Genomic DNA, 17290 nt, shown 5'->3' on the forward strand with positions numbered 1-17290 from the left:
GCGGGAAGGCGGGTACCCGGAGTTGCGGCAGGACGGCCCCAAAAGTCACCGTTTCGGCGGTCTGGGTCGCCGGGTACTTGCGCGATCCGTCCAGCACGTGTGGACTACGCCCAATGCCACGCGTACGCGCGCGGCCCGAGCACTTTCCCATTCATGATCAGGAGGCAAGCCGTGAGCGCGACCGCGGACCACGCGGAGGAGCGGACCAACCCGGCCGCAAGGCTGGGGTTCGAGCCCGGACAGGTGGTCCAGGAGATCGGCTACGACGACGACGTCGAGCAGGAACTCCGTGAGGACATCGAGGCTGTCATCGGCCAGGAGCTCGTCGACGAGGACTACGACGACGTCGCCGACGTCGTACTGCTGTGGTTCCGCGACGAGGACGGCGACCTCACGGACGCGCTGGTGGACGCCATCGGCCTGATTGAGGAAGGCGGCCAGATCTGGCTGATGACGCCCAAGACCGGGCGTGACGGCTACGTCGAGCCCAGCGACATCAACGAGGCCGCCCAGACCGCCGGCCTCTCCCAGACCCGGAGCATCAACGCGGGCAAGGACTGGGTCGGCAGCCGCCTGGTCAGCCCCAAGGCGGGCAAGCCCAAGCGCTGACCGCCGGCTCCCACGGCCGGGGCCCCCGCCGAGTACATCGGCGGGGGCCCGTTGCGTAGGCTGGGGCCCCAGCGATCCGCCCACCGAAGGGATGCTTCTGCCATGGCGATCGAGGTCGGCACCAAGGCCCCGGACTTCGAAGTGAAGGACAACCACGGACGCACCGTGCGGCTCGGCGACTTCCGCGGCGAGAAGAACGTCGTGCTGCTCTTCTACCCGTTCGCGTTCACCGGTGTCTGCACCGGCGAGCTGTGCGCCCTGCGGGACCAGCTGCCGCGCTTCGTCAACGAGGACACCCAGCTGCTGGCCGTCTCCAACGACTCCATCCACACCCTGCGCGTCTTCGCCGAGCAGGAGGGCCTGGAGTACCCGCTCCTGTCGGACTTCTGGCCGCACGGCGAGGTCTCCCGCGCCTACGGCGTCTTCGACGAGGAGAAGGGCTGCGCGGTCCGCGGCACCTTCATCATCGACAAGGAGGGCGTCGTGCGCTGGACGGTCGTCAACGGCCTCCCCGACGCCCGCGACCTCAACGACTACGTCAGGGCCCTCGACGCCCTCTGATGCCGCCGGGGCACGGAGCGGCCCCTGCGGCGGCCGGGCCCCGCGCCCGCGCGTACGCCGTCCGAAACACCTGATTCATCGGTGCAAGAGCGTGCCCGGGGTGGGAACCCCTCACTAGGATCCAGTCGTTGATCCGATGCCAACGCACGACGGGGGCGCTGCCCCTGGAAACCAATGGAGGGACTCGTGGGAGTCAGCCTCAGCAAGGGCGGCAACGTCTCGCTGACCAAGGCCGCGCCCAACCTGACCGCGGTCACGGTCGGTCTCGGCTGGGACGTCCGCACCACCACCGGTACGGACTTCGACCTGGACGCGAGCGCTCTGCTGCTGAACGCCCAGGGCAAGGTCGCCACCGACGGCAACTTCGTCTTCTTCAACAACCTGAAGAGCCCGGACGGCTCCGTCGAGCACACCGGCGACAACCTCACCGGTGAGGGCGAGGGCGACGACGAGCAGATCAAGGTCAACCTCGCGACCGTCCCGGCCGACGTCGACAAGATCGTCTTCCCGGTCTCGATCTACGACGCCGAGACCCGCCAGCAGTCCTTCGGCCAGGTGCGCAACGCGTTCATCCGCGTCGTGAACCAGGCCGACGGCCAGGAGCTGGCCCGCTACGACCTGAGCGAGGACGCCTCGACGGAGACGGCGATGGTCTTCGGCGAGCTGTACCGCCACGGCGCGGAGTGGAAGTTCCGCGCCATCGGTCAGGGCTACGCCTCCGGCCTGCGCGGCATCGCGCAGGACTTCGGCGTGAACGTCTGAGTCGTACCGCAGCTCCGTCCGGCGCCGCACCCGTCCGGTGCGGCGCCGGACGCGCACTCTCACACCGCGCGGCGCACGGGCCACCGCGCGGCACACGGACGCACGTCACGCAGCACGTCACCGGGGAGGATCATCGTCATGGGCGTCACGCTCGCCAAGGGAGGCAACGTCTCCCTCTCCAAGGCCGCACCCGACCTGACCCAGGTGCTGGTCGGACTCGGCTGGGACGCGCGCTCCACCACCGGAGCGCCCTTCGACCTCGACGCCAGTGCGCTGCTCTGCCGGTCGGGCAGGGTCCTCGGCGACGAGTGGTTCGTCTTCTACAACAACCTCACCAGCCCCGACGGCTCCGTCCAGCACACCGGTGACAACCTCACCGGCGAGGGCGACGGCGACGACGAGTCCCTCGTCGTCGACCTGGGCAAGGTCCCCGCCCACTGCGACAAGATCGTCTTCCCGGTCTCGATCCACGAGGCCGACAACCGCGGCCAGACGTTCGGCCAGGTCAGCAACGCGTTCATCCGTGTCGTGAACCAGGCCGACGGCCAGGAGCTGGCCCGCTACGACCTGAGCGAGGACGCCTCGACGGAGACGGCGATGATCTTCGGCGAGCTGTACCGCTACGGCGGCGAATGGAAGTTCCGGGCCGTGGGCCAGGGGTACGCGTCCGGTCTCCGGGGCATCGCTCTAGACTTCGGGGTCAATGTTTCCTAAAGCTCGTCCCAGGGTTCTTTCAAGTCCCGGCGCACTCGGCGCGGAGGAGACCCTCCCGCAGGCCTCGTCCGGGGGGACCCCCAACACGATTGGGTAGTCAGTGGTTCTGAAAACCTTCGGCTGGTCGTTCGCCGTCACGGCGCTCGGCCTCGCTTTCGCCGCCTGGCAGTGGGGGTGGGAGGCGTTCGGGATCGTACTGATCCTGTCGATCCTCGAGATCTCCCTCTCCTTCGACAACGCGGTCGTCAACGCCGGAATCCTCAAGAAGATGAACGCCTTCTGGCAGAAGATCTTCCTGACGATCGGCATCCTGATCGCGGTGTTCGGCATGCGGCTGGTCTTCCCGGTCGTCATCGTCGCGATCAGTGCCAAGGTCGGTCCGATCGAGGCCGTGCAGCTGGCGCTCGACAAGCCGGAGCAGTACGAGAACCTGGTCACCGACGCGCACGCGGCCATCGCCGCCTTCGGCGGCATGTTCCTGCTGATGATCTTCCTCGACTTCGTCTTCGAGGAGCGCGAGCACAAGTGGCTGGCCTGGCTGGAGCGGCCGCTCGCCAAGCTGGGCAAGATCGACATGCTGTCGGTCTGCATCGCGCTCATCATCCTCCTCGTCACCGCGGTCACCTTCGCCACCGAGGCGCACACCAGCACCGGCCACGCCGACAAGTCCGCCACGGTGCTGCTCTCCGGCATCGCCGGCCTGATCACCTACCTGGTCGTCGGCGGCCTGTCCGGCTACTTCGAGAACAAGCTCGAGGAAGAGGAGGAGAAGGAGCACGAGGAGGAGGAGAAGGCCAAGCAGCAGGGCAGGCAGGTCTCCGCGGTCGGCCTCGCCGGCAAGGCCGCGTTCTTCCTCTTCCTGTACCTGGAAGTCCTCGACGCCTCGTTCTCCTTCGACGGCGTCATCGGTGCCTTCGCCATCACCAACCACATCTTCTGGATGGCGCTCGGCCTCGGCATCGGCGCCATGTACGTCCGGTCGCTCACCGTCTACCTGGTCCGCGAGGGCACGCTCGACGACTACGTCTACCTGGAGCACGGCGCCCACTACGCCATCGGCGCCCTCGCCGCGATCCTCCTGGTCACTATCGAGCACGAGATCAGCGAGGTCGTCACCGGCTCCATCGGCGTCCTCCTCATCGCCGCCTCCTTCCTCTCCTCGGTCCGCCGCAACAAGCGCGCCGGAGCGGCCGGGGGCCCCGGGGAGAGGGCCGGGGTCTCGTCCGGAGTGTGACGACCACTGCATGAGACCGGGGTGTGACCACTCCGGTGATGCGGAACGCTTCTGAGCGGGGCGGCCGGGTGCTCCCGACCGCCCCGCCGCGCATCCGGACACCTTGGGGGTGGCATGGCCTTCTGGAACATCCTGCGGCAGGACAGGGCGGCGCAGTTCGACTCGGGCGGCGTCGCGGCCCACGTGATCGGTCTGACACGGCGGCGCCCGACGGTCTCACTGACCAAGCAGGGCGCGGCGACCGGCAACCTGCGCGTCAACCTCTCGTGGAAGATGCGCACGTCCGACTTCGACAGCAGGCCCCGGCGGAGCGGGCGGCTGCTGCGGGACCCGCTGAAGTTCTTCCAGCCCGAACCGGTCCAGGCACACACCCGCGCCGTGACCAACGTCGACCTGGACATCGGGTGCCTGTACGAGCTGGCCGACGGCACCAAGGGCGTCGTCCAGCCCCTCGGCGGCTACTTCGGCGACCTCAACGACCCGCCGTACGTGAAGCTCAGCGGCGACGACCGGTTCGGTTCGCCGTCCGGCGAGACGATCTTCGTCAACCTCGACCACCGCGACGACATCAGGCGCCTGCTGTTCTTCGTCTACATCTACGACCAGACACCCGCCTTCGACCGCACCCACGCCATGATGACGCTCTATCCGAGCAACGGCCCGCGCATCGAGATCGAACTCGACGAGCGCGCCCCCGAAGCCCGCTCCTGCGCGGTCTTCCTGCTGGAGAACGTCAAGGGCGAACTGCTGGTGCGGCGCGAGGCGAAGTTCGTCTACGGCTTCCAGGGCGAGCTGGACCGGATGTACGGCTGGGGCATGCAGTGGGGGCGCGGGTTCAAGGCCGGGGCGCCCTGACGGCCGCGCCGCCACGCCCCGGGCCCCGCGCCACCTCCCCGTACGGGGCTCAGCGCTGGAACTGCGGGCCCATCGGCGGGAGCCGGAAGTCCGGATCCGGCACGGGCGCCCCGGCGGCCGCCGGGTGCGGGTAGCCGTAGGCGGGCTGCGAGGCGAACGGGCCGTACGGGGGCACCGGCGCGGGCTGCGGGTAGCCGTAGGCGGGCTGCGGCGTCCCGGCGTGCGGATAGCCGTACGAGGGCGGTACGGCGGGCGGGGGCGGCAGCGGGGGAGCGGCGGGGGCCGCCGCGGCGCCGGCGGGGGCGGGTATCGCCCGGGTGGCGTCCTGGGGACCCGCGCCGGGCACCGGCTCCGTGGGGCCGGCGGCCGGTCCGGCCTCCCGGGTCCCCTCCCCGGTCTCCGCCGGATCCTCCTCCACCGAGATGCCGAACGCCGTGGCCAGCCCGATCAGCCCGGTCGGATAGCCCTGCGCCACCGCGCGGAACTTCCACCCCTCGCCCCTGCGGTACAGCTCACCGCAGATCATGGCGGTCTCCTCGCCCGTCTCCGGACGCACGTGGAACGACGCCAGGCCCTCGGCGCCCTCGCCCCCGGCGGCGTCGTACAGCACGATCCGCAGGTCCGGCACGCGGGTGAAGGTGTCGCCGTCGGAGGACGCCGCGATCACCACCTGGTCCACGGACGGCTCCAGGCCCGCCAGGTCCACCGCGACCGTGTCGGTGAGCCCCTCCGCCACGCGCTTCTTGGGCAGCCGCCGCACCGTGCCGGAGGGATGCCGGGGCTGGTTGTAGAAGACGAAGTCCTCGTCGGAACGCACCCGCCCGTCCGGACCGAGCAGCAGGGCCGAGGCGTCCACGTCGGGGACCCCCGGGCCAGGGGTCCAGCACACCACGGCCCGCACGGCCGCGACGTCGAGCGGGACGTTCGAGCCCTTCAGCATCTCGTGCGTCATGCCCGTCATCCTGCCCGCCCGCCCGCCCGCGGGACAACGCGGGGGCCGGTACCGGATGCTCCGACCGCTCGGGCGGCCCCCCGGAGGCCACCTCTGCATCATCCACCGTTCGTACGGGCGGGGAACCGGTGACACCTGTCCCTACGTACTATTACCGGCCACACGTCATCAGGCCGTAGGCGGCACGCCACGGCAGTTCGGGGAATCCGCATGCGTCATTTCGGGCACGTCCCGCCCGCCGCCCGGGCCGGGCTGTTCCACCGGGAGCCGTGCGTGTTCGACGGCTGCTCGCCGGCCCGCCTCCTCTCGGCCGCGCTCGGCGCCACCCTCTACAGCCCCGCCACCCGCCCCAGGCTCGCCGACGACGTGATGAAGCAGGTCGGACGCGGAGTCGTGTCCATGGTGCTCTGCCTGGAGGACTCCATCGGCGACGGGGACGTCGAGGCCGGCGAGGAGAACCTGGTGCGCCACTTCGCGGACCTGGCCGGACGGGGCGGTGAGCCACCGCTGCTGTTCATCCGCGTCCGCGAGCCCGAGCAGATACCCGACCTGGCCCGCCGCCTCGGTCCCGCCGTGCGGCTGCTGTCCGGGTTCGTCCTGCCGAAGTTCACCGAGAAGCACGGCGCGCCCTTCCTGGAGGCCCTCGTCGCCGCGGAGGCGGAGCCCGCCACGGCGGACGCCCTCGCCGGCCGCCCCCTGTACGCGATGCCCGTCCTGGAGTCGCCCGAGCTGCTCCACCTGGAGACCCGCGTCGACACCCTCGCCGGGATCGCCCGCTCCGTCGACGCGTACCGGGACCGGATCCTGGCCCTGCGGCTCGGCGTCACCGACTTCTGCTCCGCGTACGGGCTGCGCCGCCCGCCCGACATGACCGCGTACGACGTGCAGATCGTCGCCCACATCATCGCGGACGTCGTCAACGTCCTGGGCCGCGCCGACGGCAGCGGCTTCACGATCACCGGGCCGGTGTGGGAGTACTTCCGCCTCCAGGAGCGGATGTTCAAGCCGATGCTGCGCCGCAGCCCCTTCACGGAGGGCCACGCCGACGCCCTGCGCGCCGAGCTGATCGAGCACGACCTGGACGGACTGCTCCGCGAGATCGAGCTGGACCGGGCCAACGGCCTGCTCGGCAAGACCTGCATCCACCCCTCCCACGTTCAGCCCGTGCACGCCCTGTCCGTGGTGAGCCACGAGGAGTACAGCGACGCCCGGGACATCCTGCGCCCGGAGCGGGACGGCGGCGGCGTCCTGCGCTCCACCTACACGAACAAGATGAACGAGGTGAAGCCGCACCGGGCCTGGGCGGAGCGCACGCTCCGGCGGGCCGAGGTGTTCGGCGTCGCCAAGGCGGGCGTGGGGTTCGTCGAACTGCTCGCGGCGGGCCTGACGGTACCGTGAGCGGCACCCCGCGTTCGGCAGGACACCCGTACCCCGGAGAGAAGAGGCACGTCATTCACAGCGCGGTGTGGACGGGAACATGGGTCGCCGAGCGGCTCGGCGTCGAGCTCTCCGGGCGGTGCGGCGACGACGGGGAGCTGCGCGACCTGTTGGGGCTGGCCCTGCGGAACAACAGGCGGCGGGCGCACCTGCTGGTCTCCCGCGTCCTGGGCAAGCACGTGCCGCAGAGCCCCGCCGTGGTGCGCGGCTGCGGCCACGAGCTGGGGCGCCGCGTGCGGGCGCTGCTGGGCGAGGCGGAGGCGCGGCGCGCGGTCGTCGTCGGGTACGCGGAGACGGCGACCGGCCTGGGCCACTGCGTCGCCGACGGCCTGGCCCACGCCCCGTACCTGCACTCCACGCGCCGCCCCGTGCCCGGGGTGCCCCGGGCGGCCGGGTTCGAGGAGCCGCACTCCCACCACACCTCGCACCTCCTGCTCCCCGAGGACCCCGCGCTGCTGGCCGGGCCGGGCCCGCTGGTGCTGGTCGACGACGAGTTCTCGACCGGCAACACCGTCCTGAACACCGTGCGGGCGCTGCACGGGCGCTACCCGCGCGAGCGGTACGTGATCGTGGCGCTCGTCGACATGAGGTCGGAGGAGGACCGGGGGCGGCTCGCGAAGTTCGCCGCCGAGATCGGCGCGCGGGTGGACCTGGTGGCCCTCGCGGCGGGCACGGTGCACCTGCCCGACGGCGTCCTGGAGGCGGGCCGCGCCCTGGTGGCCGCCCACGAGACGCCGGCGCCGGCCGCCTCCGGCGACGCGGCCGCCGTACGCCGCGTGGACCTCGGCTGGCCGGCCGGACTGCCGGACGGCGGCCGCCACGGCTTCACCCCGGAGCACCGGGCACGCCTGGAGGCGGCCCTGCCGTCGATGGCGGCCCGCCTGGCGGAGGCCCTCCTCCCGGCCGGCCCGCCCGCGCCGGCCCCCGCCGGCGGCGGCGCCCCCCGCGTCCTGGTCCTCGGCTGCGAGGAGCTGATGTACGCGCCCCTCGCCCTGGCCGCCGCGCTGGAGGAACGCGCCCCCCACGCCGACGTGCGGTTCTCCACCACCACCCGCTCGCCCGTCCTCGCCGTCGACGACCCCGGCTACGCCATCCGCACCCGCCTCGTCTTCCCCGCCCACGACGACCCCGCGGACGGCCCCGGCGACCGGTACGCCTACAACGTCGCCGGAGCCGGCTTCGACGCGGTCGCCGTCGTCGTCGACTCGGCCGCCGACACCCCCGCCCTCCACGCCCCGGACGGCCTCCTCGCCCGGCTCACCGCGCACGTCCCGCGCGTCGTGCTGGCGACCGTCCCCTCGTACGTACCGGAAAGAGCCGGCATGCTGCCCCAGCCGCTGCGCGGACCCGCGTTCTCCTCCTACGCCCCCGACGAGGTCGGCTGGCTCCTGAAGGACCTCTCCTCCGCCGAGCTGGAGGCCCCCGTGGAGGAGCGCGAGGAGGCCGTCCAGAACGGCGGCGCCCACTACGCCGAGTCGCTCCCCGTCGAGTACCAGCCGAGCGACGAGTACCGCAGGCTCTTCCACGCCGCTCTCGACGGTTCCGCCGCCCGGATCGCCCGCGCCGTCGGCGCCGTCACCGAGACGGTGCTCGCCGAGCGGTCGCCGCGCCCCGTGCTGGTCTCCCTCGCCCGCGCCGGCACCCCCGTCGGTATACTGATGCGCCGCTGGGCCCGGTACCGCCACGGCCTGGACCTGCCGCACTACGCCGTGTCCATCGTGCGCGGCCGGGGCGTCGACGCCAACGCGCTGCGCTGGCTGCGCGCCCACCACGACCCGGCCCACGTCGTGTTCGTCGACGGCTGGACCGGCAAGGGCGCCATCGCCCGCGAGCTGGCCGCCGCCCTCGCCGGCTTCCCGGACTTCGACCCGGAGATCGCCGTACTCGCCGACCCCGGCTCCTGCGTGCGCACCCACGGCACCCGCGAGGACTTCCTCATCCCCTCCGCGTGCCTCAACTCCACCGTCTCCGGCCTGGTCTCGCGCACGGTCCTGCGCGCCGACCTGATCGGCCCGGACGACTACCACGGCGCCAAGTTCTACCGGGAACTCGCGGACACCGACGTGTCCGCCGCCTTCCTCGACGCGGTCTCGGGCCGCTTCGGCGAGGTCGCGGACGCCGTCGCCGAGGACACCGCCCGCCTCCTCGCCGCCGACCGCACCCCCACCTGGGAGGGGTGGGCGGCCGTCGAGCGGATCAGCGAGGAGTACGGCATCCACGACGTGAACCTCGTCAAGCCGGGCGTCGGCGAGACCACCCGGGTCCTGCTGCGCCGCGTCCCGTGGAGGGTCCTCGCCCGGCGCGGCGCCGGCCCCGACCTGGACCACGTGCGGCTGCTGGCCGCGCAGCGCGGCGTCCCGGTCGAGGAGGTCGACGGCCTGCCGTACACCTGCGTGGGGCTCGTCCACCCCGGGTACACGCGCGGCGCGACCGGCGCCGACGGGCGGGCGGTGACGGCGCCGTGACCGCCCCGACCGCGCTGGTCGCGAGCGACCTCGACCGCACCCTCGTCTACTCCGCGGCCGCGCTCGCCCTGACCGCCCCCGACGCCGAGGCACCGCGCCTGCTCTGCGTGGAGGTGTACCAGGGCAAGCCGCTGTCGTACGTCACCGAGGCGGCCGCCGGACTGCTCGGCGAGCTCGCCCGCACGGCCGCCTTCACACCGGTCACCACCCGGACGCGGGAGCAGTACCGGCGCATCCGGCTGCCGTGCCCCACCCCCCGGTACGCGATCTGCGCCAATGGCGGCCACCTGCTGGTCGACGGCGAGCCGGACCGCGACTGGCGGGCGGCCGTCGCGGCGCGCCTCGCCGACGAGTGCGCCACGCTCGACGAGGTGCGGGCGCACCTGCTGGCCGCCGCGGACCCGGCGTGGCTGCTGAAGGAGCGGGTCGCGGAGGACCTCTTCGCCTACCTCGTCGTGGAGCGGTCCCTGCTGCCCGACGGCTGGCTGGCGGAGCTGTCCGACTGGGCCGGCTCCCGGGGCTGGACGGTCTCCCTGCAGGGCCGCAAGGTGTACGCGGTGCCGAAGCCGCTGACGAAGAGCGCGGCGGTACGGGAGGTGGCGCGGCGCACCGGCGCCCGCACCGTCCTCGCGGCCGGCGACTCGCTGCTCGACGCGGACCTGCTGCTGGCCGCCGACCGGGCGTGGCGGCCCGGGCACGGCGAACTGGCCGACACGGGCTGGCACGCCGGCAACGTGGAGGTGCTCGCCGACCGGGGCGTCGCGGCGGGGGAGGAGATCCTGCGCCGGTTCCTGGCGGCGGCCCGGACGGCGACGGGGGCGGCGGGGGCTTGACGGGGGGCTTCGCGCGGGGCCCGGTCCCGGGCGGGGTGCCGGCCCCGGGCACCGGGTGGGGCGTCGGGTGCGGGTGGGGCGTCGGCTCCGGGCACCGGGTGGGGCGTCGGCTCCGCGCGGGGCTTTGACCTCGGGCGGGGCGTCGGCGGCGGGTGGGGCTTTGACCTCGGGCGGGGCGTCGGCGGCGGGTGGGTCGTCGGTTTCGGGGAGGCGTCGGGGGCGCCGCGCGGGGGCGCCCGCCGGGCGGAGGACGGCGCCCCGGCCCGGACGGACCCGGGAACGCGCGGGCGGACCCGGGACCTCAGGCCCGGGGGCGCACGGGCGGACCCGTCGCCGACGGATCCGGGACCGGCGCCTCCGGGGCGTGGCCGTCAGCCGCAGCAGCCGCCTCCGCAGCAGCCCCCGCCCCCGCCACCGCCCGAGGCCCCGGCCGGGGCCGCGGGGGCGGTACCTCCGACCGCGACGGTCGACAGCAGCTTCACGGTGTCCCCGTGTCCGGCGGGACAGGCGGCGGGCGCGGAGGACTCCGCCATGGGACGGCTCAGTTCGAACGTGTCGCCGCAGGTGCGGCAGCGGTACTCGTAGCGAGGCATACCCACAGGTTAACGACTCCGGGCAGCGGCGGGCCCGGCGGTTTCAGCCGGCACGCCCCGGCGGACCGCCCCCGCGCTCCTCGCGGATCCGCTCCACCACCCGCGCGACCGACGCCCGCACGGCCTCCGTCTCGGTCAGGAAGTGCCAGTAGTCGGGATGCCGCCCCTCCAGGTCGCCGGCCGCCCGGTCGAGGCGGGCGACCGCGTCGTCGAGGGGCCCGGCGTGTCGGGGGTCCGGGGTGTGGCGGCCCTCCATGGCGAACCGCTGGGCGTCCCGGATGGCGAAGCGGGTCCGCTCGATCTCCCGCCGCGGGTCCTCGGACACGGCGTCCAGCCGCCGGAGCCGCTCCCCGGCGGCCGACACGGCCTCGTCCGCCGCGTTCAGCAGCGCCCGCACCGTTCCCAGCAGCGCCGTCGCGTCCGCCCACCGCTGCTCGTCCCGGGCCCGCCCCGCCTCGGCGAGCCTCTCCTCCGCCCGCCGCACGCTCTCCGCGGCCCGTGCCGGCACCGGCTGGAGGTCCTGCCAGCAGGCGGCGCTGAACCGGCGCCGCAGCTCGCTCAGCACGGGTTCCACCGAGGCGGCCCGGTGGGCGAGGGCCTGCGCGCGCGTCCGGAGGGACACCAGCCGCCGGTCCGTCTCGGCGGCCCGCTCCGGCAGCCGCTCCGCCTCGGCCCGCACGGCTTCGGCCTCGCGCAGCACGCGGTCGGCGCGCTGGAGGGTCGGTGCGACACCGTGCCGCCCCGCACCCTCGTTGAGCCTGGTCAGCTCGGGCGCGAGGGCGGCGAGCCGCGCGGCCTGGTCGTCGGCGCGCAGCCCCGAACCGCGTACGGCGTCCAGCGCGCCGCTCGCCGCGAGCAGCGCCGCGCGGGCCCGCTCGACCGCCGGGGCGAGCCGCGCCAGTTGCGTCTCGGCCGTGGCGAGGAGCGGTGCGATCCGTTCCTCGAACCGCTCCAGTTCGTCCCGGGCCCGCACCAGCTCCTCCCTGACGCGGACCAGGTCCCCGCGGGCGCGGGCCGCCGTGGCGGCGTCGAGGTCGGCCCGGTCCAGGTCGTAGCCGTCGACGGCCTCGATGTACGACCGGCTGGCCTCGTCGATGCGCCGCCCCAGCGCCGCGAACTCCGCGGCGGCCCGGCCCGCCGCGGGCGACCCGTCGACCGCGGCGATCGTCTCGACGGAGATCCGCAGGTCCCGCTGTGCGGTGTCCAGTTCGTAGAACGCGGCGGCCGCGTCGTCCTTCGCGGCCTGCGCCTCGGCCCGCTGGCCCTCGGTGCGTCCGCCGCCGAACCAGCGCCGCGCCCCGCCTCCGGCGAACGTCCCCGCCGCGGCGAGCACCCCGGCCGAGACGGCGGCGAGCAGGGGCAGGGACAGCAGCACCGGGGGCAGCAGCGCCAGGGCGAGCGCGTCCCCCGCGTACCGCCGTGCGCCGCGTGTCCCCGTCACATCCGCTCCCCGTGCCGTGCGTGTCCGAGTTGGCCCGGTCCATTCTCCCACCGGTACGACGAACGGGAGGGCGGCCCGGTTCGCGGCACGGACCGCCGCCCCGCCGCTCCCACCGGACGGGAGCGGCTCCCGTCCGACGGCCCCCCGGCGCTCCGGCCGCCCCGCCGCCCCCGCCGCCCCCGGTGTGCCCGGCGCCCCCGGCACCCCGGTGTGCCCGCCGTCCCGCCTCACAGCGCCTCACCGCCCCCGCACCCCCCGCACCCCCGCACCCCCGTGGGCCCGGACACCGGACCCGCCGTGCCCGGGGAGCGGACGGCGCGACGGCCGGGACGCCGTACGCCCCGGACGACCATCCGGGGCGGAAGCCGCTGCGGCGCACTCACACCGCGCATACGCCTCCCCGCCCCGCGGCCGGGTCACCCGCCGCCCGGGGACGGAGGGCCCCGCGGCGGTGGTTTGCGGACCCCACCCGTGGGCCATGTACGCTGTTGCCCCGCTCCGAGGGTGCGTAGCTCAGGGGTAGAGCGCTGCTCTTACAAAGCAGATGTCGGCGGTTCGAACCCGTCCGCGCCCACTTGATCGGCAGTACGCCGAAGGCCCAGGTCATCCGGGAGTTTTCCGGAGTCCTGGGCCCTGTTCGTTTCCCCGCCGTCACGGGGCGGAGGAGGCGCCGTGCCACTCACGTGCCATATCGGGTCCACAACGAGTCCACATCACCCGTCTTGATCGCGGGTCCTCCTGATCTGACGGTCGACGTGGTCGGCGATCTCCTGGTCACGACCGTTGACCAGATGCTGATAGATCAGCGCGGCCCGCACCGACGAGTGCCCCATCCGGTGCATCAGCTCCCGCGTGGTCGCGCCACCGGTGGCCGCCAGGGTGTTGCCCGTGTGCCGCAGGTCGTGGAAGTGCACGTCACTCAGACCGGCGGAGGCGAGAGCGCGCAGCCAGATGCGGCGGAAGTTGTTGCGGCGCAGCATGCCGCCGCGGGGACCGACGAAGACCAGGCCGTTGCGGCCGGCCTCCGAGTACTCGGACAGGTGGGCTTGCAGCTCCTCGACCAGCGAGGCCGGGAACACGACCGTACGGATGCCCGCCGCGCTTTTCGGCGTCTTGATCAGCAGGCCGTCCGTGCGCGTCTCGGCGGCAGCCCGGCGGACGGAGACGACGCGGCGTTCCAGGTCGACGTCATGCCGCTGGAGTGCGGCCAGCTCCCCGAACCGCAGCGACGTGAAGGCGGCGAGCAGGATCAACGCTCGGTAGCGCTCGGGGACGACGTCGGCGAGCCGGAACACCTCGGCGACCGTGAGGAAAGGACGCTCAGCCGTCTTCGTGGCACCGGCGCCCTTGATCCGGCACGGATTGCGTTGGATCAGTCCGTCGTCAACCGCCGTGTTCATGATCGCCCGAAGGATCTGGTACGCCTTCGCCGCGGTCGCTTCCCCTACACCGCTGTCGAGAAGGCCGGCACGCCAACGCCGGATCTGCGGTGTGCTGATGTCGCCCACGTTGATGTTGCGGAACGTCGGCAGGATGTGCAGCCGCAGTGCACTGCCGTTGCGCTCCCGTGTGGTCGCTGCGTAGTCGCGCTCCTTGAACCAGGCGTCGGCGTACGCCCCGAAGGGGACCTTGTCGTCCGGATTCTGCCAACGGCCCTCGATGATCTCGGCTTCCTTGCGGACCAGCCATCGGTCAGCGTCCGTCTGCGTCCCAAAGGTCTGGGGTGCCGCGCGGAGCAGCCCGTCAGGGTCTCGATAGCGCGCCTGAAAGCGTCCGGACGGCAGCTTGCGAACCGAGCCGAAACGCCGTTTCCTGCCCTTGCCGTTCGCCATCAGGCCACCGCCCTGTACGCCGTCTCACGACCCGACGAAATCGGTGACACGGTGTTCGCCAGGACGAATGACTCCAAGGCATTTTCCGGAATGCGCACATGACGGCCGACCTTGACGAACACGATGCGACGTTCGGCGATCAAGCGTCGCGGGAAGCGTTCCGTCGTCCCGAGGTACTCGGCGACTTCGGCAACGCTCAGCAGCCGGTCCTTCATGCTGCGGCTCCTTCCAGGTCGAGTTCGGCGCGGATTTCGCGGGCGGTTTCGCGGTTGTGTTGGAGGTCGCGGCGGATGGTGGCGGCGAGCCAGGACTCTCCGGGGGTGTGGCCGTGGCCGGCGTAGGTCCAGTGGGCGACGACGAGCGTGGTTGCTTCGGGGTGGTCGTCGGGGTCGGGCAGGCCGAGGGCGGCGCGTTGTTCGGCGGCGCGGTAGTCGGCGCGGGTCTGGCGCAGGGCGGTGAGGGTGGTGGAGTAGCGGCGGGACTTGGTGGAGAAGTGGCCGCGGAAGCCGAGCATGTGGGCCCAGTCGCGTAGCTTGCGGTCGGGGTACAGCGGGTGGAGGTCGAGGCAGGCTTCGATCAGGCGCCGGGGATGCTCCGGCACACCGAGCAGGTCGAGGGCTTCCTTGTTGCCGATGCGGTGGTCGACGGTGCCGGTGGTCTCCGCGGCTTTGGTGGCGTACTTGGCGACGTAGGAGGCGACGGCCTGTTCGTTGATCTCCTCGCCGTCGCCGAAGGCGCCGATGGGCTGGATGTCGAGCTGGGTGCCCCAGCGCAGCGTCCGGGCGGGTTGGTTCCCGGCGTCGGGGACGTCGACGTGGACGCGGGCGGCGGCGGCCCGGGTGGCGTCGGTGAGCAGGTTGAGCGTCGCCCAGGCAGGCGGCGGTGTGTCGGGTCCGTCGGGGCCGTCGAAGCGGATCACGGCGTGGAAGTGGACGGCGCCACGTTTCTGGTACTCGGCGACCTTGCCGAAGGAGACCCGGGAGGCTTCACGGGCGGCCTTTTGGGTGAGGCCGGCGCGGCGGGCGATCTCGCGGCGGAGGTAGATCGTGAAGTAGCGCCACAGCTCGGAGGCGTGGTTGTTCCACAGCACCGCGCCCGCGTAGTCGTACGTCGCCGGGTCGAGCGCGGTGCCCAGTTCGGGGGCGTCTTCGGCGTGGCGGGTGCCGCAGGCGCAGGGGCGGTTTCCGGGCCGGTTGTGGACGGGGCCGAAGGAAGGGGCGGTGAGGGTGGCGAAGACCCGCGGGTGGTCGCGCACGGTGTCGGGGGTGCCCTTGGCGGGGTCGCCGACGAGTCCGGCGCGGATCAGGTGGTAGGTGTCGCCGGCGTAGGTCCAGGCGCAGGCCGGGCAGCGCGAGGCGCGGCGGTTGCCGCAGGCCACGCGGAGGCGTCCGCCGGGTTCGGTGTCGGTGGAGTAGTGATGCAGAACCTGACCCGTGGCGGCATCCCGGGTAATGGTCTGGCCCTGGAGGTGGATGGGGGCGGCGCATCCACCGGTGCGGCGGATCTGGTCTTGGAGGCGGTCGAAGCCGGGGGACCCGGCCAGCCTCACCACGTCGGCGAGGGTGGCCGGGTCCAGGCCCGCCGCGGTGGCGGGGTTGCTCACGCGTTGTCCTCCTTCCGGGGGTGGGTGTCGTTCCACTGCTCGGCGCAGACCTTGTGGACGGGCTTGCCGCGGTCGGAGCGCAAGGGGGTGGGCCGGGTGCAGATCACGCAGGGCTTGTCGCCGGAGTGGTCGTAGTGGTCGGCGGAGCGCCAGTTCAACAGGGCCATGGCGGTCACTTCCCGACGTGAACGCGGACGGCGGCGGGGGTGGTGCGGCCGGTGCCCCGGCAGGTGGGGCAGGCGACGCGGAGGGTGGCGCGGGAGCCGTCGGCCGCCTGAAGGCCGGTGGTGATGGTGGCGGTGGCGAAGCCGTCGCAGTCGCGGCACACGCGCGACGCCGGGGTGTGCTGAGGCATGATGGGGTCTCCCTTTCGGGTCCGGTGGATCTGGAAGTGGCCCAGGCGCCCCGGGGCGGCGGAAGTTTGGCGACCGAGGCCGCCCCGGGGGCCGCTCAACGGCGGCGCCAAGTGCGGCGCGGCGGGTTGATGGGCGGGAGCGCGTCGTACGCTTCCTGGCCGTGCTGGAACGAGGCGGCGTCCGCATCGGTCTGAGCGGTGTTGGTGTACTCGCGGCCGATGCGGCGCATGGTCTTGCGGTCGCCGTGGCGGCGGGCGATGGCGAACTCACGGCCCATCTCGGCCATGGCCGGGTTCGCCGGGGTCTCGCTGTCCTTCTTGCGGTTGAACAGGCCCATGACGGGTTCCTTTCAGCGGTGGTTGTTGTCCTTCAGGAGCAGGCGCAGCACGACGGCGACCAAGGCGACCGAAGCCGCGGTGACGGCGACCGCCAGGAGCGTGGAGACCAGGACCGTGCCGACGACGAGGACGGCGGCGGTGCCGGTGGCGACGGCGGCGGGCGTGATCTGAACCGTGGCGCGCGACGGCGGCAGGGCCGGGGTAGGCGGCACCGCGGCCGGGGCGGGAACGGCCGACGGAGTCGCGGTGGCGCCGGTCGGCTGGAGCGGGACGGGCGCGGTGGCGGTGTCGGGCGGCGGGTACTTCGGGGTGAACACGGCTTGTCTCCTTCAGGCGTTGCAGCGGTGGGTACGGGCGGCGAGTTCGGCGGCGGGCCGGTTGTGGTAGTCGGCGGAGAAGTCGCAGCCGGGGGCGGTGCACACGGCCGTGTGCTTGGTCCGCCCGCGGCCGTCGTAGTGACTGCCGACCCGGACCGGGCCGATGCGGATCACGTCGTAGAAGCGGTTCGGACGCGCCATGGCGGTCAGACCTTGCCGACGAAGTCGTCGGCGTGGTCGGTGAGCCACTGCCTGATTTCGGGGTGCTCATCCTCGGTGGCCCGGTTGATGGCTGCCTCCGCGATGGCGACGGCTTCCACGAGCTGGTTGTTGCGGGTCAGTTCGGCCGAGCGCTCCAGGGCGCAGCGGATGGACGGACGCATAGTGC

Annotated in this window: 21 protein-coding genes and 1 tRNA gene; 10 read left to right on the forward strand and 12 right to left on the reverse strand. The window is 73.1% G+C overall.

All coding sequences use genetic code 11. The annotated features are described in order from the left end of the window. Positions 1-171 precede the first annotated feature (171 nt). The 6 genes from LUW75_RS17760 (at position 172) to LUW75_RS17785 (ending at position 4735) form a co-directional block, all read left to right on the forward strand. Complete coding sequence (locus tag LUW75_RS17760; protein ID WP_250336493.1) at positions 172-609, forward strand: DUF3052 domain-containing protein; 438 nt, start codon at positions 172-174, stop codon at positions 607-609. A gap of 102 nt (positions 610-711) precedes the next feature. Beyond that, positions 712-1170, forward strand: coding sequence for a peroxiredoxin (locus LUW75_RS17765; RefSeq protein WP_250336494.1), 459 nt, complete (start codon positions 712-714; stop codon positions 1168-1170). 186 nt (positions 1171-1356) lie between these two features. Next, entirely contained in the window at positions 1357-1932 is a 576-nt protein-coding gene (locus LUW75_RS17770) for a TerD family protein (protein ID WP_028964299.1), read from the forward strand. 138 nt (positions 1933-2070) lie between these two features. Continuing rightward, positions 2071-2646 (forward strand): TerD family protein, encoded by a 576-nt coding sequence (locus tag LUW75_RS17775; RefSeq protein WP_250336495.1) that lies wholly within the window; start codon positions 2071-2073, stop codon positions 2644-2646. A gap of 100 nt (positions 2647-2746) precedes the next feature. Next, positions 2747-3880 (forward strand): DUF475 domain-containing protein, encoded by a 1134-nt coding sequence (locus LUW75_RS17780; RefSeq protein ID WP_250336496.1) that lies wholly within the window; start codon positions 2747-2749, stop codon positions 3878-3880. Between the two features lie 114 nt (positions 3881-3994). After that, positions 3995-4735 (forward strand): TerD family protein, encoded by a 741-nt coding sequence (locus LUW75_RS17785; protein WP_250336497.1) that lies wholly within the window; start codon positions 3995-3997, stop codon positions 4733-4735. Between the two features lie 49 nt (positions 4736-4784). Here LUW75_RS17785 and LUW75_RS17790 read toward each other — a convergent pair whose 3' ends face one another. Further along, positions 4785-5687, reverse strand: a complete 903-nt coding sequence (locus tag LUW75_RS17790) for a TerD family protein (protein WP_250336498.1) — start codon at positions 5685-5687, stop codon at positions 4785-4787. Between the two features lie 210 nt (positions 5688-5897). Here LUW75_RS17790 and LUW75_RS17795 point away from each other — a divergent pair, with 210 nt between their 5' ends. From LUW75_RS17795 to LUW75_RS17805, 3 genes are all read left to right on the forward strand, one after another. Next, entirely contained in the window at positions 5898-7085 is a 1188-nt protein-coding gene (locus LUW75_RS17795) for an HpcH/HpaI aldolase/citrate lyase family protein (RefSeq protein ID WP_250336499.1), read from the forward strand. A 65-nt stretch (positions 7086-7150) separates the two neighbouring features. Beyond that, positions 7151-9589 (forward strand): phosphoribosyltransferase, encoded by a 2439-nt coding sequence (locus tag LUW75_RS17800; RefSeq protein WP_250336500.1) that lies wholly within the window; start codon positions 7151-7153, stop codon positions 9587-9589. Beyond that, positions 9586-10422 (forward strand): HAD family hydrolase, encoded by an 837-nt coding sequence (locus LUW75_RS17805; protein WP_250336501.1) that lies wholly within the window; start codon positions 9586-9588, stop codon positions 10420-10422. Before LUW75_RS17800 ends, LUW75_RS17805 begins: the two co-directional genes overlap by 4 nt. 371 nt (positions 10423-10793) lie before the next feature. Here the strand turns inward: LUW75_RS17805 and LUW75_RS17810 are convergent, their stop codons facing one another. After that, a complete protein-coding gene (locus LUW75_RS17810) occupies positions 10794-11015 on the reverse strand; it encodes an FmdB family zinc ribbon protein (protein WP_250336502.1) in 222 nt (73 codons plus the stop codon). A 43-nt stretch (positions 11016-11058) separates the two neighbouring features. Next, a complete protein-coding gene (locus LUW75_RS17815; protein ID WP_250336503.1) occupies positions 11059-12456 on the reverse strand; it encodes a coiled-coil domain-containing protein in 1398 nt (465 codons plus the stop codon). Positions 12457-12958: 502 nt separating this feature from the next. Between LUW75_RS17815 and LUW75_RS17820 the strand changes: the two genes are divergently transcribed. Further along, positions 12959-13030: transfer RNA gene (locus LUW75_RS17820), tRNA-Val, on the forward strand. A 139-nt stretch (positions 13031-13169) separates the two neighbouring features. Here LUW75_RS17820 and LUW75_RS17825 read toward each other — a convergent pair. The 9 genes from LUW75_RS17825 to LUW75_RS17865 form a co-directional block, all read right to left on the reverse strand. Beyond that, on the reverse strand, positions 13170-14288 hold the full coding sequence (locus tag LUW75_RS17825; protein ID WP_250336504.1) for a tyrosine-type recombinase/integrase: 1119 nt from the start codon (positions 14286-14288) through the stop codon (positions 13170-13172). Next, positions 14288-14503 (reverse strand): excisionase family DNA-binding protein, encoded by a 216-nt coding sequence (locus tag LUW75_RS17830; protein WP_250336505.1) that lies wholly within the window; start codon positions 14501-14503, stop codon positions 14288-14290. Before LUW75_RS17830 ends, LUW75_RS17825 begins: the two co-directional genes overlap by 1 nt. Beyond that, entirely contained in the window at positions 14500-15891 is a 1392-nt protein-coding gene (repSA, locus tag LUW75_RS17835; RefSeq protein WP_250336506.1) for a replication initiator protein RepSA, read from the reverse strand. The genes LUW75_RS17830 and repSA overlap by 4 nt, the downstream gene beginning before the upstream one ends. Next, positions 15888-16058 (reverse strand): hypothetical protein, encoded by a 171-nt coding sequence (locus tag LUW75_RS17840; RefSeq protein ID WP_250336507.1) that lies wholly within the window; start codon positions 16056-16058, stop codon positions 15888-15890. The genes repSA and LUW75_RS17840 overlap by 4 nt, the downstream gene beginning before the upstream one ends. 5 nt (positions 16059-16063) lie before the next feature. Continuing rightward, complete coding sequence (locus LUW75_RS17845; RefSeq protein ID WP_250336508.1) at positions 16064-16246, reverse strand: hypothetical protein; 183 nt, start codon at positions 16244-16246, stop codon at positions 16064-16066. 95 nt (positions 16247-16341) lie between these two features. Beyond that, positions 16342-16584 carry a hypothetical protein gene (locus tag LUW75_RS17850; RefSeq protein WP_250336509.1) on the reverse strand — a complete coding sequence of 81 codons (243 nt, stop codon included), beginning with the start codon at positions 16582-16584 and terminating at the stop codon, positions 16342-16344. Positions 16585-16596: 12 nt separating this feature from the next. Further along, on the reverse strand, positions 16597-16902 hold the full coding sequence (locus tag LUW75_RS17855) for a SpdD protein (protein ID WP_250336510.1): 306 nt from the start codon (positions 16900-16902) through the stop codon (positions 16597-16599). A gap of 12 nt (positions 16903-16914) precedes the next feature. After that, positions 16915-17103, reverse strand: coding sequence for a mobile element transfer protein (locus LUW75_RS17860; RefSeq protein WP_250336511.1), 189 nt, complete (start codon positions 17101-17103; stop codon positions 16915-16917). Between the two features lie 5 nt (positions 17104-17108). Then, a complete protein-coding gene (locus tag LUW75_RS17865) occupies positions 17109-17285 on the reverse strand; it encodes a hypothetical protein (protein WP_250336512.1) in 177 nt (58 codons plus the stop codon). Positions 17286-17290 lie beyond the last annotated feature (5 nt).

Source organism: Streptomyces sp. MRC013, from assembly GCF_023614235.1.
In the GTDB taxonomy this organism is placed as follows: Bacteria; Actinomycetota; Actinomycetes; order Streptomycetales; family Streptomycetaceae; genus Streptomyces.